16 protein-coding genes are annotated in these 17,494 nt (G+C 57.9%); 6 read left to right on the top strand and 10 right to left on the bottom strand.

Annotated elements, in window-relative coordinates:
• Positions 1-23: 23 nt before the first annotated feature.
• On the top strand, positions 24-545 hold the full coding sequence (locus tag NL64_RS17730) for a DUF3617 domain-containing protein (RefSeq protein WP_034149374.1): 522 nt from the start codon (positions 24-26) through the stop codon (positions 543-545).
• Positions 546-621: 76 nt separating this feature from the next.
• On the opposite strand, the gene NL64_RS17725 is transcribed toward NL64_RS17730, so the two are convergent.
• Both NL64_RS17725 and folE2 read right to left on the bottom strand, forming a co-directional pair.
• Entirely contained in the window at positions 622-1,518 is an 897-nt protein-coding gene (locus NL64_RS17725) for a His/Gly/Thr/Pro-type tRNA ligase C-terminal domain-containing protein (RefSeq protein ID WP_034149373.1), read from the bottom strand.
• A gap of 117 nt (positions 1,519-1,635) precedes the next feature.
• Complete coding sequence (gene folE2, locus NL64_RS17720; protein WP_034149372.1) at positions 1,636-2,535, bottom strand: GTP cyclohydrolase FolE2; 900 nt, start codon at positions 2,533-2,535, stop codon at positions 1,636-1,638.
• Positions 2,536-2,651: 116 nt separating this feature from the next.
• Here folE2 and zigA point away from each other — a divergent pair, with 116 nt between their 5' ends.
• Positions 2,652-3,857, top strand: coding sequence for a zinc metallochaperone GTPase ZigA (zigA, locus tag NL64_RS17715; protein ID WP_034149371.1), 1,206 nt, complete (start codon positions 2,652-2,654; stop codon positions 3,855-3,857).
• A 4-nt stretch (positions 3,858-3,861) separates the two neighbouring features.
• Here the strand turns inward: zigA and NL64_RS17710 are convergent, their stop codons facing one another.
• The gene (locus NL64_RS17710; protein ID WP_034149370.1) at positions 3,862-4,218 is read right to left on the bottom strand and encodes a hypothetical protein; all 357 of its coding nucleotides are present in this window, start codon (positions 4,216-4,218) and stop codon (positions 3,862-3,864) included.
• 26 nt (positions 4,219-4,244) lie between these two features.
• Between NL64_RS17710 and NL64_RS17705 the strand changes: the two genes are divergently transcribed.
• Positions 4,245-5,210, top strand: a complete 966-nt coding sequence (locus tag NL64_RS17705) for a CobW family GTP-binding protein (protein ID WP_034149369.1) — start codon at positions 4,245-4,247, stop codon at positions 5,208-5,210.
• Positions 5,211-5,264: 54 nt separating this feature from the next.
• On the opposite strand, the gene NL64_RS17700 is transcribed toward NL64_RS17705, so the two are convergent.
• Entirely contained in the window at positions 5,265-5,678 is a 414-nt protein-coding gene (locus NL64_RS17700; RefSeq protein WP_034149368.1) for a DUF3301 domain-containing protein, read from the bottom strand.
• 120 nt (positions 5,679-5,798) lie between these two features.
• Between NL64_RS17700 and pdxY the strand changes: the two genes are divergently transcribed.
• Complete coding sequence (pdxY, locus tag NL64_RS17695; protein ID WP_034149367.1) at positions 5,799-6,671, top strand: pyridoxal kinase PdxY; 873 nt, start codon at positions 5,799-5,801, stop codon at positions 6,669-6,671.
• Positions 6,672-6,743: 72 nt separating this feature from the next.
• Here pdxY and NL64_RS17690 read toward each other — a convergent pair whose 3' ends face one another.
• Positions 6,744-7,226, bottom strand: coding sequence for an acyl-CoA thioesterase (locus NL64_RS17690; RefSeq protein ID WP_034149366.1), 483 nt, complete (start codon positions 7,224-7,226; stop codon positions 6,744-6,746).
• A gap of 288 nt (positions 7,227-7,514) precedes the next feature.
• Here NL64_RS17690 and NL64_RS17685 point away from each other — a divergent pair, with 288 nt between their 5' ends.
• Positions 7,515-9,278, top strand: a complete 1,764-nt coding sequence (locus NL64_RS17685) for a cation:proton antiporter (RefSeq protein WP_034149365.1) — start codon at positions 7,515-7,517, stop codon at positions 9,276-9,278.
• 21 nt (positions 9,279-9,299) lie between these two features.
• On the opposite strand, the gene NL64_RS17680 is transcribed toward NL64_RS17685, so the two are convergent.
• The 4 genes from NL64_RS17680 to uvrD all read right to left on the bottom strand — a co-directional run bounded on the left by NL64_RS17680 (position 9,300) and on the right by uvrD (position 13,639).
• The gene (locus tag NL64_RS17680; protein WP_034149364.1) at positions 9,300-9,707 is read right to left on the bottom strand and encodes an SMI1/KNR4 family protein; all 408 of its coding nucleotides are present in this window, start codon (positions 9,705-9,707) and stop codon (positions 9,300-9,302) included.
• A 138-nt stretch (positions 9,708-9,845) separates the two neighbouring features.
• Positions 9,846-10,724 (bottom strand): Tim44 domain-containing protein, encoded by an 879-nt coding sequence (locus NL64_RS17675; RefSeq protein WP_034149363.1) that lies wholly within the window; start codon positions 10,722-10,724, stop codon positions 9,846-9,848.
• 179 nt (positions 10,725-10,903) lie between these two features.
• Positions 10,904-11,344 carry an EamA family transporter gene (locus NL64_RS17670; protein ID WP_034149362.1) on the bottom strand — a complete coding sequence of 147 codons (441 nt, stop codon included), beginning with the start codon at positions 11,342-11,344 and terminating at the stop codon, positions 10,904-10,906.
• 111 nt (positions 11,345-11,455) lie between these two features.
• Positions 11,456-13,639 (bottom strand): DNA helicase II, encoded by a 2,184-nt coding sequence (gene uvrD, locus NL64_RS17665; RefSeq protein WP_034149361.1) that lies wholly within the window; start codon positions 13,637-13,639, stop codon positions 11,456-11,458.
• A gap of 258 nt (positions 13,640-13,897) precedes the next feature.
• Between uvrD and NL64_RS17660 the strand changes: the two genes are divergently transcribed.
• Positions 13,898-16,798, top strand: a complete 2,901-nt coding sequence (locus NL64_RS17660) for an EAL domain-containing protein (RefSeq protein ID WP_034149360.1) — start codon at positions 13,898-13,900, stop codon at positions 16,796-16,798.
• A gap of 40 nt (positions 16,799-16,838) precedes the next feature.
• Here NL64_RS17660 and NL64_RS17655 read toward each other — a convergent pair whose 3' ends face one another.
• On the bottom strand, positions 16,839-17,153 hold the full coding sequence (locus NL64_RS17655) for a hypothetical protein (protein ID WP_034149359.1): 315 nt from the start codon (positions 17,151-17,153) through the stop codon (positions 16,839-16,841).
• Between the last annotated feature and the right edge of the window lie 341 nt (positions 17,154-17,494).

Below are 17,494 nucleotides of genomic sequence, written 5' to 3'. Positions count from 1 at the left end.
CACTACTGATCAGGAGTTACACGATGAACGTTCGTCTGCTGAGTTTAGCCATGGCATTGGGTTTGGCACTTCCTGTGGTTGCTCAGGCGCAGATGCTCCAGCCCGGTTTGTGGGAATTGACCTCGAGCAACATGAAGGTCGATGACCAGAACCTGCCGGACCTGCAATTGATCCTTGGTCAGATACAGAGCCAGATGACCCCTGAACAACGCGCACAACTGGAAAAACAGGGCATCACCATGGGCGGAAAGGGGATTCGGGCGTGCCTGACCCCTGAGCAGGTCAAGTCCGACAATATCCCGCTGACCGACCCGCAGTCGGGTTGCAAACAGGAAATCACCGAGCGTACCGGCAACCAGTGGAAATTCCGCTTCAGCTGCCCGAAAGCGCAAGGTGCGGGGGTGGCGACGTTCCTGAGTGATCGCGAGTTCACTACCAAGGTCAACGGTACTTTCAACGCCACTGGCATCCAGCAGAAGGGTAGCCTCGATACCCGCGCCGTTTGGTTGGGGCAGGATTGCGGGACTGTTAAACCGCGAGCCTAAAAGCTAGGCGAGCAGGCTCGCTCCCTCAGGTTACATACCACCCCTGTGGGAGCGAGCTTGCTCGCAATGCCGGCGGTCAGGCATCGGCAATACCTGTTGATCTCATCCAGTCGCACACTGCATCAACCTTCATCCTTCCAAAATCCTCCCCAGTACGACTGCGCACACTGACAAACTCGCCGGCCTTTTCTTTCTCCCCAACCACCACCAGATACGGCACCGTCTGACTGTGCTGGCGAATCTTGTAGCGGACTTTCTCATTGCGCAGGTCTGCAAGCGCTCGCACGCCGTTGCGGCGTAAAGTCTCGGTGACAGCGTGCGCATACGTCGTCTGCCGCTCATCCATGCTGACGACCATCACATGGGGTGGCAGGCGCCAGTGTTGCAGCTCCTGGTGACTCGACCAGCACGTACCGTAGATGCGCTGTTGCAAGGTCCCGCTGATGTGATCAAGGGCAAATGCCTGCAACACTTTGGTGGCGGGAACATGTGGCCCGGTGGTCAAGTATTCGGTATCCCCCAGACGGTAAAGCGACAGTTCTTTGGGAGGTGATGACGCTTCCTTGCGCCGGATCGAGTGATTGGTCGCCGCCAAGGATTGCATACGCGCTTCGATCAGCGGCAGATCGGCTGGGGTCAATGATTGTTCAACCGCAAACACGTAAAAGAACCCGTCACCCAGTTCCGAGCCGGAGCGCATCTGTGCCTGTGGATGGAGTTGCTTGACCGCCATCGCCAGCATCAGCGCACAGGAGCGGCGCAAGATCTCCAGGCCGTCAGGCTCTTGCGGCGTGACAATACTGACTCGGGCATCCGCCTCAATCATGTACTCGCAATCCACCAGGTTGCCGTCCACCCGACCCGCTACCGCTGCACTGGCCAGCCCGTGGCCAATACTGGCGGCAACCTCATGCACGGACAGCGGCTGATCGTACTCACGCAATGAACCATCGGGCAGGGTGATCTGGATCATGGTTATTGTTCTCGGATACTTCGATCACATGCACTAGCGCGTAACCATTAGAGGGAAACTCTGGCTGCTGTCATGTAGACATTTGTCGTGTCGGTCTCTTTAAATTTTTATTCATGCTCATGCCTCCCAATTCCAGTTCCAGTAACTCTCGGCCACTGCATCGTGGGCGTGGAGGCTCTCGCCGTGGACGACACGTACGTGAAAACCGTTGATGCCGGGCGAGCGTTTCAGCGCCAGGTTCAAGCGACGAGCAGCGTCTTCGCAGAACATCAGGTTCTGACCGTTGGCCAGGGCGAATGCTTTTTCGTCAGCACGTTTCACAGCGGTTTGCACCGCCGTACCCAGGGCTGCTTCAGCGTCGTTGATGAGCGCGATGAGTGGCAGGTCGTCCACACAGTCATTCAGGCGAAAACGTAATTGCGCAGTACTACGTTGACTGTGGGGTGTTGCGACGATGCCTTTTGAGGAGCCGAGCCAAGCCAGGATGTCGGCGTGTTGCAGTGTCCTGTTGGCGAAGTCATCGACGAACTGTTGCTGAATCAACTGTCGTGATAGCGCTGCGGAACAGGGGCACGTCGAGGAATAAGCAACATCGATTTTTAGTTCCACGTGGAACATTGCGTTTTTCAAGTGTGCTTCGATGCAGACCGGATAGGATTTCCAGCCAGCCAATGGGCTGACCAACGCAGACCTATTGAGCAGCAAATCAGTGGTTATTTTCAGGTAAGCGTTTTTGGACAAGCCTTGATGGCTTTCCAGAAAACACTGCAATACCCGACGCAACTGAGCGGGGTTCAGGTTTTCCTGCTCAAGCATTTCCAGCGCCAAGTAAAGCCGTGACATGTGAATGCCACGGGCATTCCCGTCATCGAGACTCACGCCGGCATCGACTTTTGCACTCAGCCGTTGGCCATCGAATAAAACAGGAAGAGCAATACCGCACATGCCCACCCACTCAAGCGGCAGGGTTTGCTGTGAGGTCTGCGTGGCGATATCCGGCAGCGTCAGCGCATTCATCAGAAGGTCCATCGTGGGAGTTGATTCGGTGTGTTATGGTATAACAATATGGTTATAACATAACACTAAATAAAGCCCGACGATTCGACCGGGCATCCCTGATGAGGAAATACCTGATGCCCAATCGCCTCCCCGTTACCGTTCTTTCCGGTTTTCTCGGCGCTGGCAAAAGCACGCTGCTCAACTACGTGCTGCGCAACCGTGAAAACCTGCGTGTCGCTGTGATCGTCAACGACATGAGCGAAATCAACATTGATGGCGAGGAGGTCCAGCGCGATGTCAGCCTCAATCGTGCAGAAGAAAAACTCGTGGAAATGAGCAACGGCTGCATCTGCTGCACGCTGCGCGAAGACTTGCTGGTGGAGGTGGCGAAACTCGCCCGGGACGGTCGCTATGACTACTTGTTGATCGAATCCACAGGTATTTCCGAGCCGCTGCCAGTGGCGGAAACCTTCACTTTTCGAGATGAAAACGGCCAAAGCCTTGCGGACATCGCCCGGCTCGACACCATGGTCACGGTGGTCGATGGCATGAACTTCCTGCTCGATTATCAAGCCGCCGAGAGCCTCGCATCCCGCGGCGAAACCCTGGGAGCAGAGGACGAGCGCTCGATCACCGACCTGTTGATCGAGCAGATCGAATTCGCAGACGTCATCCTGATCAGCAAAATCGATTTGATCAGCAGCCGCGAACGCGAAGAGTTGATCGCGATACTCGAACGACTTAACGCCCAGGCGGAAATAATCCCGATGGTGATGGGCGAAGTACCGCTCAAAAGGATCCTTAACACCGGTCGATTCGACTTCGAAAAAGCCGCCGAGGCGCCAGGATGGTTACAGGAACTGCGTGGCGAGCACGTACCGGAAACCGAAGAATACGGCATCGCCTCCAGCGCTTACCGTGCGCGTCGGCCCTTCCACCCGCAGCGCTTTTTCAGCTTCATCAATCAGTCGTGGGAGAACGGCAAACTGCTGCGTTCCAAAGGGTTTTTCTGGTTGGCGAACAAACACGAAGACGCCGGCAGTTGGTCCCAGGCCGGTGGTTTGATGCGCTACGGTTTCGCCGGACGCTGGTGGCGTTTTGTGCCGAAAAACCAATGGCCGCAGGACGAAGAAAGCACCGCCGCCATCATGAAAAACTGGGTGGCGGCTACCGGCGATTGCCGTCAGGAGCTGGTGTTTATCGGCCAGCACATCGACTTCGCGCAACTGACCGCAGAGCTCGATGACTGCCTGCTGACTGATGACGAAATGGCCTTGGGCGCGGAAGTCTGGAGGGGGCTGCCTGATCCGTTCGGCCCTTGGTATGAAGAAGCGAGCTAATGGCTCACGGCTTGAGCCAGGAACCCTGGCTCTGGCTTTCGCAAAACGGTTTCAAATACGCCGCGTCCGTGGCTATACCGTAATAGTGAATATCCTGCCGGTAAGGCATATTGGCGACTTGAGCGTTGCTGCACACGCCGAACGCACCGCTGGGGCACTGGTCGACGTACTGCACCTCGACCTTCTGCCCGGCCAGTGTCGGCTGGCAGAAACCGTCATTGAACAGTTTTTCCGGGATGGTGCGATTCTGCTGGCAGACTTTCACGTCCAATCTTTCAGCTGTGCTATGTACTACGCAGGCTTGGGCGAATGCTTCGTTCGAAACGAGCCCCAGAAGCAACGACAATCCCATCCACCGCATTCTTATCTCCTCAGAAACCGCCAATCATGTTGCAGAACATTCCAACCCACGTCATCGCCGGACCATTGGGCGCCGGCAAGACCAGCCTGATCAAGCACCTGCTGGCGCAACGCCCGGACGGCGAGCGGTGGGCGGTGCTGATCAATGAATTCGGCCAGATCGGTATCGACGCTGCACTGCTGACCCGGGATGCCGATGGTATCGCACTGGGTGAAGTGGCCGGCGGCTGTTTGTGTTGCGTCAATGGCGCGCCGTTTCAGGTCGGGCTCGGCCGTTTGTTGCGCAAGGCAAAGCCGGATCGGTTGTTTATCGAGCCGTCCGGGCTGGGGCATCCGGCGCAATTACTGAGGCAGTTGAGCGAGGCGCCGTGGCAAGGTGTACTGAGGGTTCAGCCTTGCGTACTGGTATTGGATGCCCAGTCGCTGGCCGCTGGCAAGCCGCTGCCTGAGGCGCAGCAGGAGGCGCTCAAGAGTGCCGGGTTGTTGCTGATGAATAAGTCTGAAGGTCTCGACGATGGTGATCGCCGGCGCATCACGGCGCAGTTGCCGGTGCGCCCGATGTACTGGACGCAACAAGCTGTGCTGCCATTGATCGAGTTGCCCGGGCTGGAATCTCAGGCGGTGGCGGGTGTGGATAGCTTCGTTGCACCCAAAGGACTGGCGCAGATGCCGGCGATCTGGACTGACCCAACGTTGCCGATATGCTTGAGTCAGGAACAGGAGGGCGGCTGGAGCATTGGTTGGCGTTGGCATCCGAGTCAGACATTCGATGCAGCGCTTGTCGGCCGATGGCTGGAAAGCCTGGCCTGGCGGCGGGCTAAACTGGTTATCCACAGCGTCGAGGGTTGGGTCTCGGCGAATGCGCTGGATAGCTCTGCGCCGCAATGGCAATCCAGCGAATGGCGGCGGGATTCGCGAATTGAGCTGATATTCGGTGAGCCGCAGGATGTTGAAGTGTTGCAAACCGATCTGGCTAACTGTCGGTTGGGGTAAAGATCAAAAGATCGCAGCCTTCGGCAGCTCCTGCAGAGGCTGCGATCTGTCAGTTCAGGGCCGCCACTTCGTATGTTCCTGCCTCCAATGGCTCAACTCGATGATCTGGGCGCTGGGCTTCTCCACATCAGCGACCGCAGGCGTGTCGTCGAACGGCATCGGGTAGGGCGCCAGTTCGATCTGCGCACTATGGGCGCCAAACTGAGTAATGGTGCCGTTGTGACGGGTTTCGCCGGTCACGGTGAATTCAAAGTTATACACACGGGCCAGACGCCGCCGGCCATTGGCATCTTTGATCAAGGCAATTTTTTTCAATGCCACGTTGCCATCCAGCAACTCGATCCCGAGCTTGCTGCAATGTTGCTTGACCCGCTCCAGTGCACGTTCGCGCAAGCCGTGGTTGTGCCAAAGCCACGCGCCACCGGTGGCGAGCAGCATCAGCACGAAAATGTTTCCAAGGGTCAGCATCAACAGGGTGCTCCAACAAGATAGTGTCAGCTTAACTGCGTCGCCGGTCTGTCGTACAGGCTGCGTTTAGTCGCATACTGCGTGGCTCGAATTTCAATCGTTTTACGGATAACACACCGCATGAAACGTACGCCCCATCTGCTCGCTATCCAGTCCCACGTAGTCTTCGGTCACGCCGGCAACAGTGCCGCGGTTTTCCCGATGCAGCGGGTTGGAGTGAATGTCTGGCCGCTCAATACCGTACAGTTCTCCAACCATACCCAGTACGGCCAATGGGCTGGAGATGTGCTCGCACCCCACCAGATTCCGGATCTGGTGGAAGGCATTGCGGCGATTGGCGAATTGGGCAATTGCGATGCAGTTCTGTCCGGCTATCTGGGTAGCGCTGCCCAGGGCCGGGCAATCCTGACCGGCGTGGCGCGGATCAAGTCGATGAATCCCAAGGCGCTGTACCTCTGTGACCCGGTGATGGGGCATCCGGAGAAGGGCTGCAGCGTGCCGGCGGAAGTCAGCGATTTTCTGCTGGAAGAGGCAGCTGCCGTGGCGGATTTCATGTGCCCGAATCAACTGGAACTCGACAGCTTCTCGGGGCGCAAGCCGCAGTCGCTATTCGATTGCCTGGCGATGGCGCGAGCGCTGCTGGCGCGTGGTCCGAAAGCGATACTCGTCAAGCACCTGGATTATCCCGGCAAAACGCCGGACGTCTTTGAGATGCTGCTGGTGACGGCCGAAGGCAGCTGGCTTCTGCAACGTCCGCTGCTGGCGTTTCCGCGTCAGCCGGTAGGCGTGGGCGATCTGACGTCCGGGTTGTTCCTGGCTCGCGTGTTATTGGGCGATAGTCTGGTGGCCGCTTTCGAGTTCGCCGCATCGGCGGTGCATGAGGTGTTGTTGGAAACTCAGGCCTGCGCCAGCTACGAGCTGGAACTGGTGCGGGCGCAAGACCGGATTGCCCATCCGCGGGTGCGGTTCGAAGCAATGCCTATCAGTTTGTAATCCGGTCACGACAAACAGATCGCAGCCTGAGGCTATTCCTGTAGGAACTGCCGCAGGCTGCGATCTTTTGCTTTATGCGTCGCCCTTGATTTCCTGATAGCGCTTTTCCAGTTCCTGACGAATCTGACGACGCTGCTGCGCTTGCATGAAACGGCGCTTGTCTTCGCTGTTCTGCGGTTGCAATGGCGGTACGACGGCAGGTTTGCGCTGATCATCCACGGCAACCATCGTAAAGAAGCAGCTGTTGGTGTGGCGCACCGAGCGCTCGCGGATATTTTCGGTCACCACCTTGATACCCACCTCCATGGAGGTGTTGCCGGTGTAGTTGACCGAAGCAAGGAAGGTCACCAGTTCGCCGACATGGATCGGCTCACGGAAAATCACCTGGTCCACCGACAGGGTCACCACGTAGCGGCCGGCATAACGGCTGGCGCAGGCGTAGGCGACTTCGTCGAGGTATTTGAGCAGGGTGCCACCGTGAACATTGCCAGAGAAGTTGGCCATGTCGGGGGTCATCAATACCGTCATCGACAGTTGGGCGTTTCCGGGTTCCATAGCGTTCTCACGGATCAAGGCAAGGATTTGAGGGACGCACCTCTGCGGGTGCCTGCGCGGTTTTTTCAAACCAACAGTTATCGGGACGCCGGACGATTGATCGCCGTCACGCCGGATCGATCTGTTTCCATATATTGCACCGCCTTTCTGCCGGAAGTCGCGGTGTTACCCTGCAAAAGCCCAGCTCAACGGGCAAATTCCTACGCGGAGCGCGGATTTTTTACTCTGCTCGATCGGACGTTTCACGCGTCTGGCGCTTGAGCCATGTCACCCAAGGAGCCCCACGCCATGCATGCCATCAGTTTCATTCAAGATCTGGCAGTGATCATGTTGGTCGCAGGGGTGGTGACGGTGCTTTTCCACCGGCTCAAACAACCCGTGGTCCTCGGCTATATCGTGGCTGGTTTCATCATCGGCCCGCACACCCCGCCGTTCGGTCTGATCCACGACGAAGAAACCATCAAGACCCTGGCCGAACTCGGGGTGATTTTCCTGATGTTCTGCCTCGGGCTGGAGTTCAGCCTGCGCAAGTTATTCAAAGTCGGTGCTACAGCGTTTATCGCGGCATTCCTGGAAATCGTGCTAATGATCTGGATCGGCTACGAAATCGGCCGTTGGTTCGACTGGAACACCATGGATTCGCTGTTCCTCGGTGCGATCCTGGCGATCTCCTCAACCACCATCATCGTCAAGGCGCTCAATGATCTGAAGATGAAAAATCAGCGTTTTGCGCAGCTGATCTTCGGTGTGCTGATCGTTGAAGACATCCTGGGCATCGGCATCATTGCCTTGCTATCAAGCATCGCAGTCAGCGGCACAGTAAGCTCCGGCGAAGTGTTTTCCACCGTCGGCAAGCTCTCGCTGTTCATGATCGTCGCGCTGGTCATTGGCATTTTGCTGGTACCGCGCTTGCTGGCCTACGTGGCCAAATTCGAAAGCAACGAAATGCTGCTGATCACCGTGCTGGGCCTGTGTTTCGGCTTCTGTTTGCTGGTGGTCAAACTCGAATACAGCATGGTGCTCGGCGCGTTTTTGATTGGCGCGATCATGGCCGAATCCCGACAGTTGCTGAAGATCGAGCGCTTGATCGAACCGGTTCGCGATTTGTTCAGTGCGATTTTCTTCGTCGCCATCGGGTTGATGCTTGACCCGATGATCCTGCTGCAATACGCCTGGCCGATCGCGGTGATCACCGTGGCCGTGGTGCTGGGCAAGATGTTGTCCTGCGGCCTGGGGGCTTTTATCGCCGGCAATGATGGACGCACCTCACTGCGCGTCGGTATGGGGCTTTCACAGATTGGCGAATTTTCTTTCATCATCGCTGCGCTGGGCATGACCCTGCAGGTCACCAGTAACTTCCTTTATCCGGTGGCCGTGGCCGTTTCAGTGATCACCACGTTGCTGACGCCGTACCTGATTCGCGCCGCAGACCCTCTGTCGATCAAGCTTGCCGCCGTGATGCCGCAGCGGTTGGGTCGGGTGTTGGGCATGTATGGCGAATGGCTGCGCAGCATCCAGCCGCAGGGCGAGGGCGCGTTGCTGGCCTCGATGATTCGACGAATTTTGCTGCAGGTGGGCGTCAATCTGGCGCTGGTGATCGCGATCTTTTTTGCGGGCGCTTACTTCGCCGAACGCATGTCCACTCACCTGCAAGGCTGGATCAGCGACCCGAGCTGGCAGAAAGCGTTGATTTGGGGCGGGGCTCTTTTGTTGTCGCTGCCATTCCTGATCGCCGCGTATCGCAAGCTCAAGGCGCTGTCGATGTTGCTGGCGGAAATGGGTGTGAAGCCGGAGATGGCCGGCCGCCACACGCAGCGAGTGCGGCGGGTGATCTCGGAAGTGATCCCGATCCTCTCGCTGCTGGTGATTTTCCTGCTGTTGGCCGCCTTGTCGGCCAGTATTCTGCCGACCAACAAGTTGCTGGTACTGATCGTCGTGGTGGCTGCCGCCGTGGCGGCGCTACTGTGGCGTTGGTTTATCCGCGTTCACACGCGGATGCAGGTGGCTTTGCTGGATACCCTGGACAACCACAAGGATTCGCCGGGGCATTAACCCAAAGGGGCGTCAGCGGACTCAGCTTTCCAGCCAGACGTCCCGCGCCCAATGCCACACAGACTCCCAGGTTTCTTCGGCGATCAGCTCTTCTTCGGCCTGCCAAAGCACCACGGTGCCGTCTTCTTCGACGCAGTAGTAATCATCACCGTCCTGGCAGATCGGGATCAGGCTGCGATCAACACCAGCATCCCAGGCATTGGCGGCAACGTCCGGCAGGTAAGTGTGAGACTGCGGGTCGGTGACGGTCACGGGTTCCAGGCTGCCGTAGACCACATCGCTGACAGTCAGCAGAAATTCTCTGAAGACGAACGGAATGTCGATGAACAGTTGTTCCTCGATTTCCACCAGCATGTCTTCGTCAGGCAGCTCCAAGGGGACCGGTACCGGTTCGTTGGCTTCACGCAGTTGTTCGATGATTTCTTCCACGTCCGGGATCCTCTTGCTTGTATGGCGCGGTTTATATGGGGCGGTTTATACAGTAGCTCGCTATAGATGCAACCGCGAAATAGAAAACCCCGGCAGAGGCCGGGGTTTTTATTACAGCAAGTGAATCGCGGAGGGTGATCAGCCGTTCTGGCGGATACCAGCCACCAGCCAAGGCTGGTTTTCGCCCTGCGGACGTTCCATGTTCCAGCTTTCGCTGAACACTTCGCCCTGGTCGAAACGCGAGGTTTTCGACAGGCCGCTAAAGGTCAGGGTGGCGATGGTCTTGTCGGCGCGATCATCCACACCGTCCAGTTGCACAACGAGGTTATCGATGTAGGTGGACTGGAAGCCGTCGCCCAGGTCGGCACGTTCGCGCTTCAGGAACTCCAGCATCTGCGGGGTCACGAACTCGGCGATCTTGTCCATTTCGTTGGCGTCCCAGTATTGCTGCAGGGACTGGAAGTGGTTGCGGGCCGCTTCGATGAAGTTCTTTTCATTGAACCAGGCCGGAGCATTGATTACCGGACGAGCGGCAACAGGAGCAGCCGAACCGCCGAAGATCGAACCGCCGGCAGGCTTGTGCTCGAACGCTTCACGCTGCATCGGCGCGTGGCCAGCTGGAGCGTACTGCTCTTGCTGCTTGCGGCGACGGGCGGCAATGAAACGGAAGACCAGGAAGGCGATGACCGCCATGATCAGGATGTCGAAGATCTGCATGCCCTGGAAGCCATCGCCCATGAACATGGACGCCAGCAAGCCACCGGCGGCGATGCCGGCCAGAGGGCCGAGCCAGCGCGAAGCACCGCCGGCCTTGGCGGCGGCGCCAGCGGCACCGGCAGCACCAGCGGTCGCCGCAGCGCCGCCCATGCCTGGAGAAGAAGGAGCCATCTGGCTGGTTTGGTGAGTCGGCGCAGCGCCGGCGCTTTTGCCACCACCGAAGCGCTTGGCGGCATTGACGTCGAGACTCATCGTCAGGCCGATGCACAACGCCATGGCGATGCTAAGAAAACGTTTCATATAGGGAATTCCCATTTGTGGAAGGCACGCGCGCCATGTTGCACAGCTGAAGTGTTACTGGCTAGCGGCAGAGTGTTTCGGGCTTTTGCCTGACAGGTTGCATTCAGCTGTAGTCAGCGCATTAAGGCTTGTTAACTTTGGTCTGTAGGATGAGTGGATAAGTTCTGTAGGAGAGATGCTTAGCGTCGTAGCGCCAACAGGATCACCCCGGCCGTGATCAGACCGATTCCGCCCCATTGGCGCAGGTCGAGCTTCTCGCCCAGCAGGACCACACCCAGCACGGCCACCAGCACAACGCTGAGTTTGTCCACTGGAGCGACCAGCGAAGCCGGTCCGACTTTTAGTGCTCGGAAATAGCAAATCCAAGACGCCCCGGTGGCGAGGCCCGACAACAACAGAAACAGGTAGCTTCTGGCAGAGATCGATCCTAAGGACTGATATTGGTCCGTGGCGTACAAAATCAAGGCCAGGCTGACCAGGACCACCACGGTGCGCAGTAGCGTGGCGAAGTCGGAATTGACGTTTTCAACGCCGATCTTAGCGAAGATCGCGGTCATCGCCGCGAATACAGCAGACAACAAAGCCCAGAAAGTCCAGGAAGAAAAGAAGCCTGAGCCCATGGTTATCGCGCCTCATTTGAACCCGCAGTGGACTCAGGGAAAAGATCGCAGCCTTCGGCAGCTCCTACAGGGGAATGTGAAAACTGTAGGAGCCTGCGATCTTTTCAGCCTTTAGATCGCTTCCAGCTTGGCGTAACCCAGCATCAACCATTTGCTGCCTTCGCTGAAATTCACCTGTACCCGCGCCTGTGCTCCAGCGCCTTCGAAGTTCAGAATCACGCCATCACCGAACACCGAATGCCGTACGGCCTGGCCGAGACTGAATTCGGTTTGCGGAATCTCGCTGCCGCTGAACAGGCTGCCGCCGCTCATCGACTGATTACCACCGAACGGACGGCTGACGCTGTTGGAGAGCCGCACTTCCTGAATCAGGCCTTTCGGCACTTCGCGTACGAAACGCGAAACCTTGTTGTAGGTCTCGCTGCCGTACAGGCGTCGGGTTTCTGCATAGGTCATCACCAGGTTCTGCATGGCGCGGGTGATGCCGACATAAGCGAGACGGCGCTCTTCCTCAAGACGGCCGGGTTCTTCCAGGCTCATCTTGTGCGGGAACAGGCCTTCTTCCATGCCCACCAGGAACACGTAGGGGAATTCCAGGCCCTTGGCGCTGTGCAGGGTCATCAACTGAACGCTGTCTTCGTGCTCATCGGCCTGGGTATCCCCGGCCTCCAGCGAGGCGTGGCCGAGGAACGCGGCCAGTGGCGTCAGGTCCTCGTCTTCTTCGCTGTTTTCGAAGTTGCGCGCGGCACTGACCAATTCCTCAAGGTTTTCTACCCGTGCCTGACCTTTCTCGCCTTTTTCTGCTTCGTGGTAGGCGATCAGTCCCGACTGCTCGATGACAGTCTGGGTCATCAGGTGCAGCGGCATCTCCATGCACTTGGCGGCGAGGTTTTCGATCAGCTCGACAAACGCGCCAAGGGCGCTGGCCGCGCGACCGGTGAGGCCCTTGTTGGCCACCAGTTGGCGCATTGCTTCCCACATCGACACATCGCTGTGGCGCGCATGGTCGCGGATCGCTTCGACGGTTTTCTCGCCGATGCCACGGGCCGGCACGTTGATCACCCGTTCCAGCGCGGCATCGTTGCCACGGCCTTCGAGCAAACGCAGGTAGGCCATGGCGTTTTTGATTTCCGCCCGCTCGAAGAAGCGCTGACCGCCATAGATGCGGTACGGGATGCGCTCGCGCAGCAAGGCTTCTTCCAAAACCCGCGATTGGGCGTTGGAGCGGTACAGAATCGCGATATCGCTGCGAGCCAGGCCGGTTTTCAGCGCGCTTTCGATGGTTTCGACAACGTAGCGAGCTTCATCATGTTCGTTGAACGCGGCATACAGGTTGATCGCTTCACCGTCGCCGCCATCGGTCCACAGCTCTTTGCCCAGACGTCCGGTGTTATTGGCGATCAAGGCGTTGGCGGCCTTCAGGATGCCGGCAGTGGAGCGATAGTTTTGCTCCAGGCGAATGGTTTCGGCGTCCGGGAAGTCTTCGGAATACTGATAGATGTTTTCGATCTTCGCGCCACGCCAGCCGTAGATCGACTGATCGTCATCGCCGACCACCATCAGGCTGTCGCCGCCCTTGGCTAGCAGACGCAACCAGGCGTACTGCACGGCGTTGGTGTCCTGGAACTCGTCCACCAGAATGTGCCGGAAGCGCTTTTGATAATGCGCCAGCAGGCCCGGGTGATCGCGCCATAGGTCGAGGGCGCGTAGTAGCAGTTCAGAGAAGTCGATCACGCCGGCGCGCAGGCACGCGGCCTCGTAGGCTTCATAGATGCTGCGCATGGTCGCCAGAAACAGATCGCCGCTGGCTTGAATGTGTTGCGGGCGCAGACCTTCGTCTTTCTGCCCGTTGATGAACCACTGGGCCTGACGGGCCGGCCAGCGTTGCTCGTCCAGACCGAGCTCGCGGATCACCCGCTTGACCAGCCGTTGCTGGTCGTCGCTGTCGAGAATCTGGAAAGTCTGGCTCAGGCCCGCCTCCTGCCAGTGCGCCCGCAGCAAGCGGTGCGCCAGGCCGTGGAAGGTGCCGACCCACATGCCGGCCGGGTTGATACCCATCAGCTGCTCGATGCGATGGCGCATCTCGGCGGCAGCCTTATTGGTGAAGGTCACCGACAGGATGGAGTGGGGCGAGGCGTTTTCGACCTGGATCAACCAGGCGATACGGTGCACCAGCACTCGGGTTTTACCGGAACCAGCACCGGCCAGGACCAACTGACGACCCACGGCGGCAGCTACAGCCTGGCGTTGGGCATCGTTGAGGGAGTTCAGCAGAAGGGAGAGATCATCGCGCATCGGGGCATTCTAGGGGGCCGCGTCACACCGGGCAAACATCGCTTTGCATTAGCCGATGAAAGATACGCGAGGGACGACCGGTCAGTCATCGGCTGCAAGCATTGGTGGGGCTCGTCCGGCGGGTTTGGCGCCGGGCCGGGTGGTTAAAATTTTTGTCTGTTTTTTGACCGGGAGCAGTTTGGTCCGGGCATTTGCTTGTGTATGCTCCGTCGACGTTTCGGGCCCATGCTCATCATTATAAGAACAAGAACATTGCCTATGACCCTCAGCTCCGACCTGTCGGGCCCTACTGTGGAGCCCCGGGTTATCCGTAAACAATACGCCATGGAAATGGCGGTTGAACGCACGCGCCTGCTTTATCAGGGCTCTTTGCTGCCCACCCTGTTCATGTTGATCAATGGTCTTGTCTGCGCCGGATTGCTCTGGAGTCCGCAGCGATACTTCCTGGTCACCGTTTGGCTGGTGTGGTTGTTGTCGCTGGTGGCGTTGCGGGTGATCCAGGTAGCGGCCTTCGACTCGGCGATTCCCAACCGTCAGGCCCATCCGATCTGGCGGCGCATGTTTTTGCTGGGTTCCGGTCTCACCGGTTTGACCCTGGCCGGCGCTGGCATCGCGTTGGTTCCTGCCGACAATTTCATCCAGCAAGCCTGGGTCTTCGGCCTGATCGGCGCAGCGGCCCTTTCGGCCAGCGTGGCCTATGCAGTCAGCCTGCCGGCATTCCTGTCATTTACCTTGCCGTGCCTGTTGCCAGCCATTGCTTATATGTTCTGGGGCGGTGACGAACAACAGCAGGGCTGGGGCTGGTTCGGCCTGATTTTGCTGGGTGCGTTGAGTGTTGTTGCCTGGCAGGTCAATCGGCTGATTGATAGGGGCTTGATGCGACGCTTCCAGAATCAATCACTGATCGAACATTTGCAGCAAGCGCAGAACCGCAGTGACCAGCTCAATCAGAAACTGGCAGAGGAAGTCGAGCAGCGTCGGCGTGCCGAGGACGAATTGCGTGAAATCCAGGTCGATCTGGAAAACCGTGTCGCCCAGCGCAGCCTGGAGCTGGATGCCGCCAACCAGGCGCTGAGCAAAAGTGAGGCGCGTCTGGCGCTGGCGTTGAAGGCCAGTGAACTGGGGCTGTGGGACTGGAATCTGCAAACCGATGAAGTCCATCACACGTTGGTTCAGGAACTGTTCGGCCTGGAGCCGGAATTCGTCACGGCGATGCTCCGGCATCTCAAGCCACGCCTGCATCCCGAAGATCTTCCGGCATTGAGAAGGGCGCTGGTCGATCATTTGAAGGGGCGTACCGAGGATTACCAGGTTGAGTACCGCGTGCGCCATGGCAACGGCCATTGGGTGTGGATCGAGGACCGCGGGCGAGCCGTCGAGCGCGCCGAAAACGGTCGGGTGACCCGTATGGTCGGCACTCGCCGCGACATCAGCGTCAGCAAAGCGCTGGAAGAGCAGCAGCAACTGGCGGCCACCGTGTTCGAGGCGGCCAGCGAGGGCATCGTGATTTTCGATCCGAATTACGCCCTGATCGCGGCTAACCAGGCGTTCAGCCGCGTAACCGGCTACGAAATCGAGGACATGCTGGGACGCAATGTGGTCGAGCTGCCGTGCAGTCGCGATGCCCGCCGGCACTACGGAGCGATTCATCAGGCGCTGGAGCAGCATGGCAGTTGGCAGGGGGAGCTGGTGGAAACTCGCAAGAATGGCGAGATGTACCCGCAATGGCTACAGCTAAGTGCGGTGCGCGATACGCGGGGGAAAGTGAGCCACATTGTCGGCTTCTTCGCCGATCTTTCGGCCCGCCGTGAGTCCGAGGAGCGCATGCGCTACCTGACCCATTACGACGAGCTCACGGGCCTGGCCAACCGCTCGATGTTCCGCGAACGACTCAACGAAGCGCATCAGCGTGTGCGCCAGGGCGGCTATCGCAGCCTGGCGTTGCTGCACATTAATCTGGATCGATTCAAACAGCTCAACGATAGTCTGGGTCACGAAGTCGCCGATCATCTATTGCAGAAAATGGCTCGTCGGCTAATCAACGCGTTGCCGGAGGCTGACACCATTGCGCGATTGTCCGGCGACGAATTTGCCGTGCTGTTCAATTCCTACGGCAACCTTTCGAGCCTGGCACGGGTGGCAACGCGACTGGCCGCCAAATTGCGTTTGCCAGTGACTGTCGAGGGGCATGAACTGGTGGTCAGCGCATCCATGGGCATCAGTCTGTTGCCGGACAACGCACGGGAAATCTCCGCGTTGGTCAGCCAGTCGAACATGGCCATGCAACACGCCAAGCATCTGGGTGGCGACAATTTTCAGTTCTACACCGACAGCCTGCAAGCCAGCACGCTGGAGCGTTTGCAGCTGGAAAACCAGCTACGAAAAGCCATTGAAGAGAAGCAGTTGAAGGTGTTCTACCAACCGAAACTGTGCCTCGCCACGGGCAAGCTGAATGCCGCCGAGGCGTTGGTGCGTTGGGATCATCCGACCATGGGCCGCGTGCCGCCGGGAGACTTCATCGGTCTGGCAGAGGAAACCGGTTTGATTGGCCCGATCGGCGAGTTTGTGTTGCGCCAGGCCTGCTGGCAAGCCTGCGAGTGGCAGCGCCAGGGGCTTGAGCCGATTCGGGTGTCGGTTAACTTATCGGTACATCAATTGCGCCAGGGCAAGCTGGTCAGTCTGGTGCGACAGGTGTTGGAAGAAACCGGCTTGGCGCCGCACTACCTGGAGCTTGAACTCACGGAAAGCCAGTTGCTGGACAGCGTCGAACACATTATCGCGACGTTCCAACAGTTGCGTGATCTGGGGGTGAAACTGGCAATCGACGATTTTGGCACTGGCTATTCATCGTTGAGCTATCTCAAGCGCATTCCGGTGGATTACGTGAAGATTGATCAGGCGTTCATTCGTGGCTTGGGGGAGGGCAGTGAAGACGCGGCGATTACCCGGGCAATCATTGCCATGGCTCACGGCTTGTCGTTGAGGGTCGTGGCGGAAGGGGTGGAGCGGCCGGAGCAGCTTGAATTCCTGAAAGCCGAGCGCTGCGATGAGGTACAGGGTTATCTGGTCAGCCGTCCCGTAGAGGCTGATACCATGGCCGGCTTGCTTCACGCGCAGGCCGCTGGCCGAGAAGGAGGCGTCCCGTTCCTCAGCAGCTGAGTCTGCGGGACGCCTGAATTGCCGGAAGCGATATAAGTGCTTAGTTGGTAATCAGTACTTTATCAATATGGTGCAACAACTTGTCTTCGTAGAAAATGCTGACGCCGGTAACATTGGAATTGCCCGGTACTTTGTATTCAACAAACTTGTCATTTTCGACTTGCAGAGAAACTTCATTGGAGATTTCCAGTTTGAGTTCCAGGCGCAGGTCAAAGGACTTGTCTTGCAGTGCGGTCATTTCCAGCTTCGGTGTGATACCAGTGTGGGCAACGGTTACAGTGCCGTAGGTACGGAACGATGGGGCTCCCGGCATGCGATCGATTTGTGCGGTCCAGTCTTTGGTTTTAATGCTCATAAATGTGTAACTCCTGTAATTAATATTTATTGCTTCCTGCGGAGACAACTATAACTAACTTGGTTGTTGGGTGGGTGGGTTATTTTTGATTTAGTTGTAAGGCTTTGTACGTTTTTGCTGGAGTTTAATTAATGGCGTTTGATATGAATAACGCAGTTAATTAGCAAAAAGACTATTGAAGGGCGTGTAAAGGTGGCCCGCTAGAGAGATGAAAACGAGTGCTACATGCGGTGCGGGCACCTGAAATCGAGGGATTCGGTAACGCATTGAGCAGGCAAAAAGCCGATTCATGTAGTATAACTACAAGCGTGCTACATCCCCGGCATTTGCCAATAACAAAG

The organism is Pseudomonas fluorescens (genome assembly GCF_000802965.1).
GTDB lineage: Bacteria > Pseudomonadota > Gammaproteobacteria > Pseudomonadales > Pseudomonadaceae > Aquipseudomonas > Aquipseudomonas fluorescens_A.
This window is presented reverse-complemented; position numbering and strand designations above follow the sequence as displayed.

What these genes read in the sequence shown, in the direction of transcription:
- NL64_RS17730 (WP_034149374.1), top strand. Translation starts at nt 24, where the DNA reads ATGAACGTTCGTCTGCTGAGTTTAGCCATGGCATTGGGTTTGGCACTT.
- NL64_RS17725 (WP_034149373.1), bottom strand. Translation starts at nt 1,518, where the DNA reads ATGATCCAGATCACCCTGCCCGATGGTTCATTGCGTGAGTACGATCAG.
- folE2 (WP_034149372.1), bottom strand. Translation starts at nt 2,535, where the DNA reads ATGAATGCGCTGACGCTGCCGGATATCGCCACGCAGACCTCACAGCAA.
- zigA (WP_034149371.1), top strand. Translation starts at nt 2,652, where the DNA reads ATGCCCAATCGCCTCCCCGTTACCGTTCTTTCCGGTTTTCTCGGCGCT.
- NL64_RS17710 (WP_034149370.1), bottom strand. Translation starts at nt 4,218, where the DNA reads ATGCGGTGGATGGGATTGTCGTTGCTTCTGGGGCTCGTTTCGAACGAA.
- NL64_RS17705 (WP_034149369.1), top strand. Translation starts at nt 4,245, where the DNA reads ATGTTGCAGAACATTCCAACCCACGTCATCGCCGGACCATTGGGCGCC.
- NL64_RS17700 (WP_034149368.1), bottom strand. Translation starts at nt 5,678, where the DNA reads ATGCTGACCCTTGGAAACATTTTCGTGCTGATGCTGCTCGCCACCGGT.
- pdxY (WP_034149367.1), top strand. Translation starts at nt 5,799, where the DNA reads ATGAAACGTACGCCCCATCTGCTCGCTATCCAGTCCCACGTAGTCTTC.
- NL64_RS17690 (WP_034149366.1), bottom strand. Translation starts at nt 7,226, where the DNA reads ATGGAACCCGGAAACGCCCAACTGTCGATGACGGTATTGATGACCCCC.
- NL64_RS17685 (WP_034149365.1), top strand. Translation starts at nt 7,515, where the DNA reads ATGCATGCCATCAGTTTCATTCAAGATCTGGCAGTGATCATGTTGGTC.
- NL64_RS17675 (WP_034149363.1), bottom strand. Translation starts at nt 10,724, where the DNA reads ATGAAACGTTTTCTTAGCATCGCCATGGCGTTGTGCATCGGCCTGACG.
- NL64_RS17670 (WP_034149362.1), bottom strand. Translation starts at nt 11,344, where the DNA reads ATGGGCTCAGGCTTCTTTTCTTCCTGGACTTTCTGGGCTTTGTTGTCT.
- uvrD (WP_034149361.1), bottom strand. Translation starts at nt 13,639, where the DNA reads ATGCGCGATGATCTCTCCCTTCTGCTGAACTCCCTCAACGATGCCCAA.
- NL64_RS17660 (WP_034149360.1), top strand. Translation starts at nt 13,898, where the DNA reads ATGACCCTCAGCTCCGACCTGTCGGGCCCTACTGTGGAGCCCCGGGTT.
- NL64_RS17655 (WP_034149359.1), bottom strand. Translation starts at nt 17,153, where the DNA reads ATGAGCATTAAAACCAAAGACTGGACCGCACAAATCGATCGCATGCCG.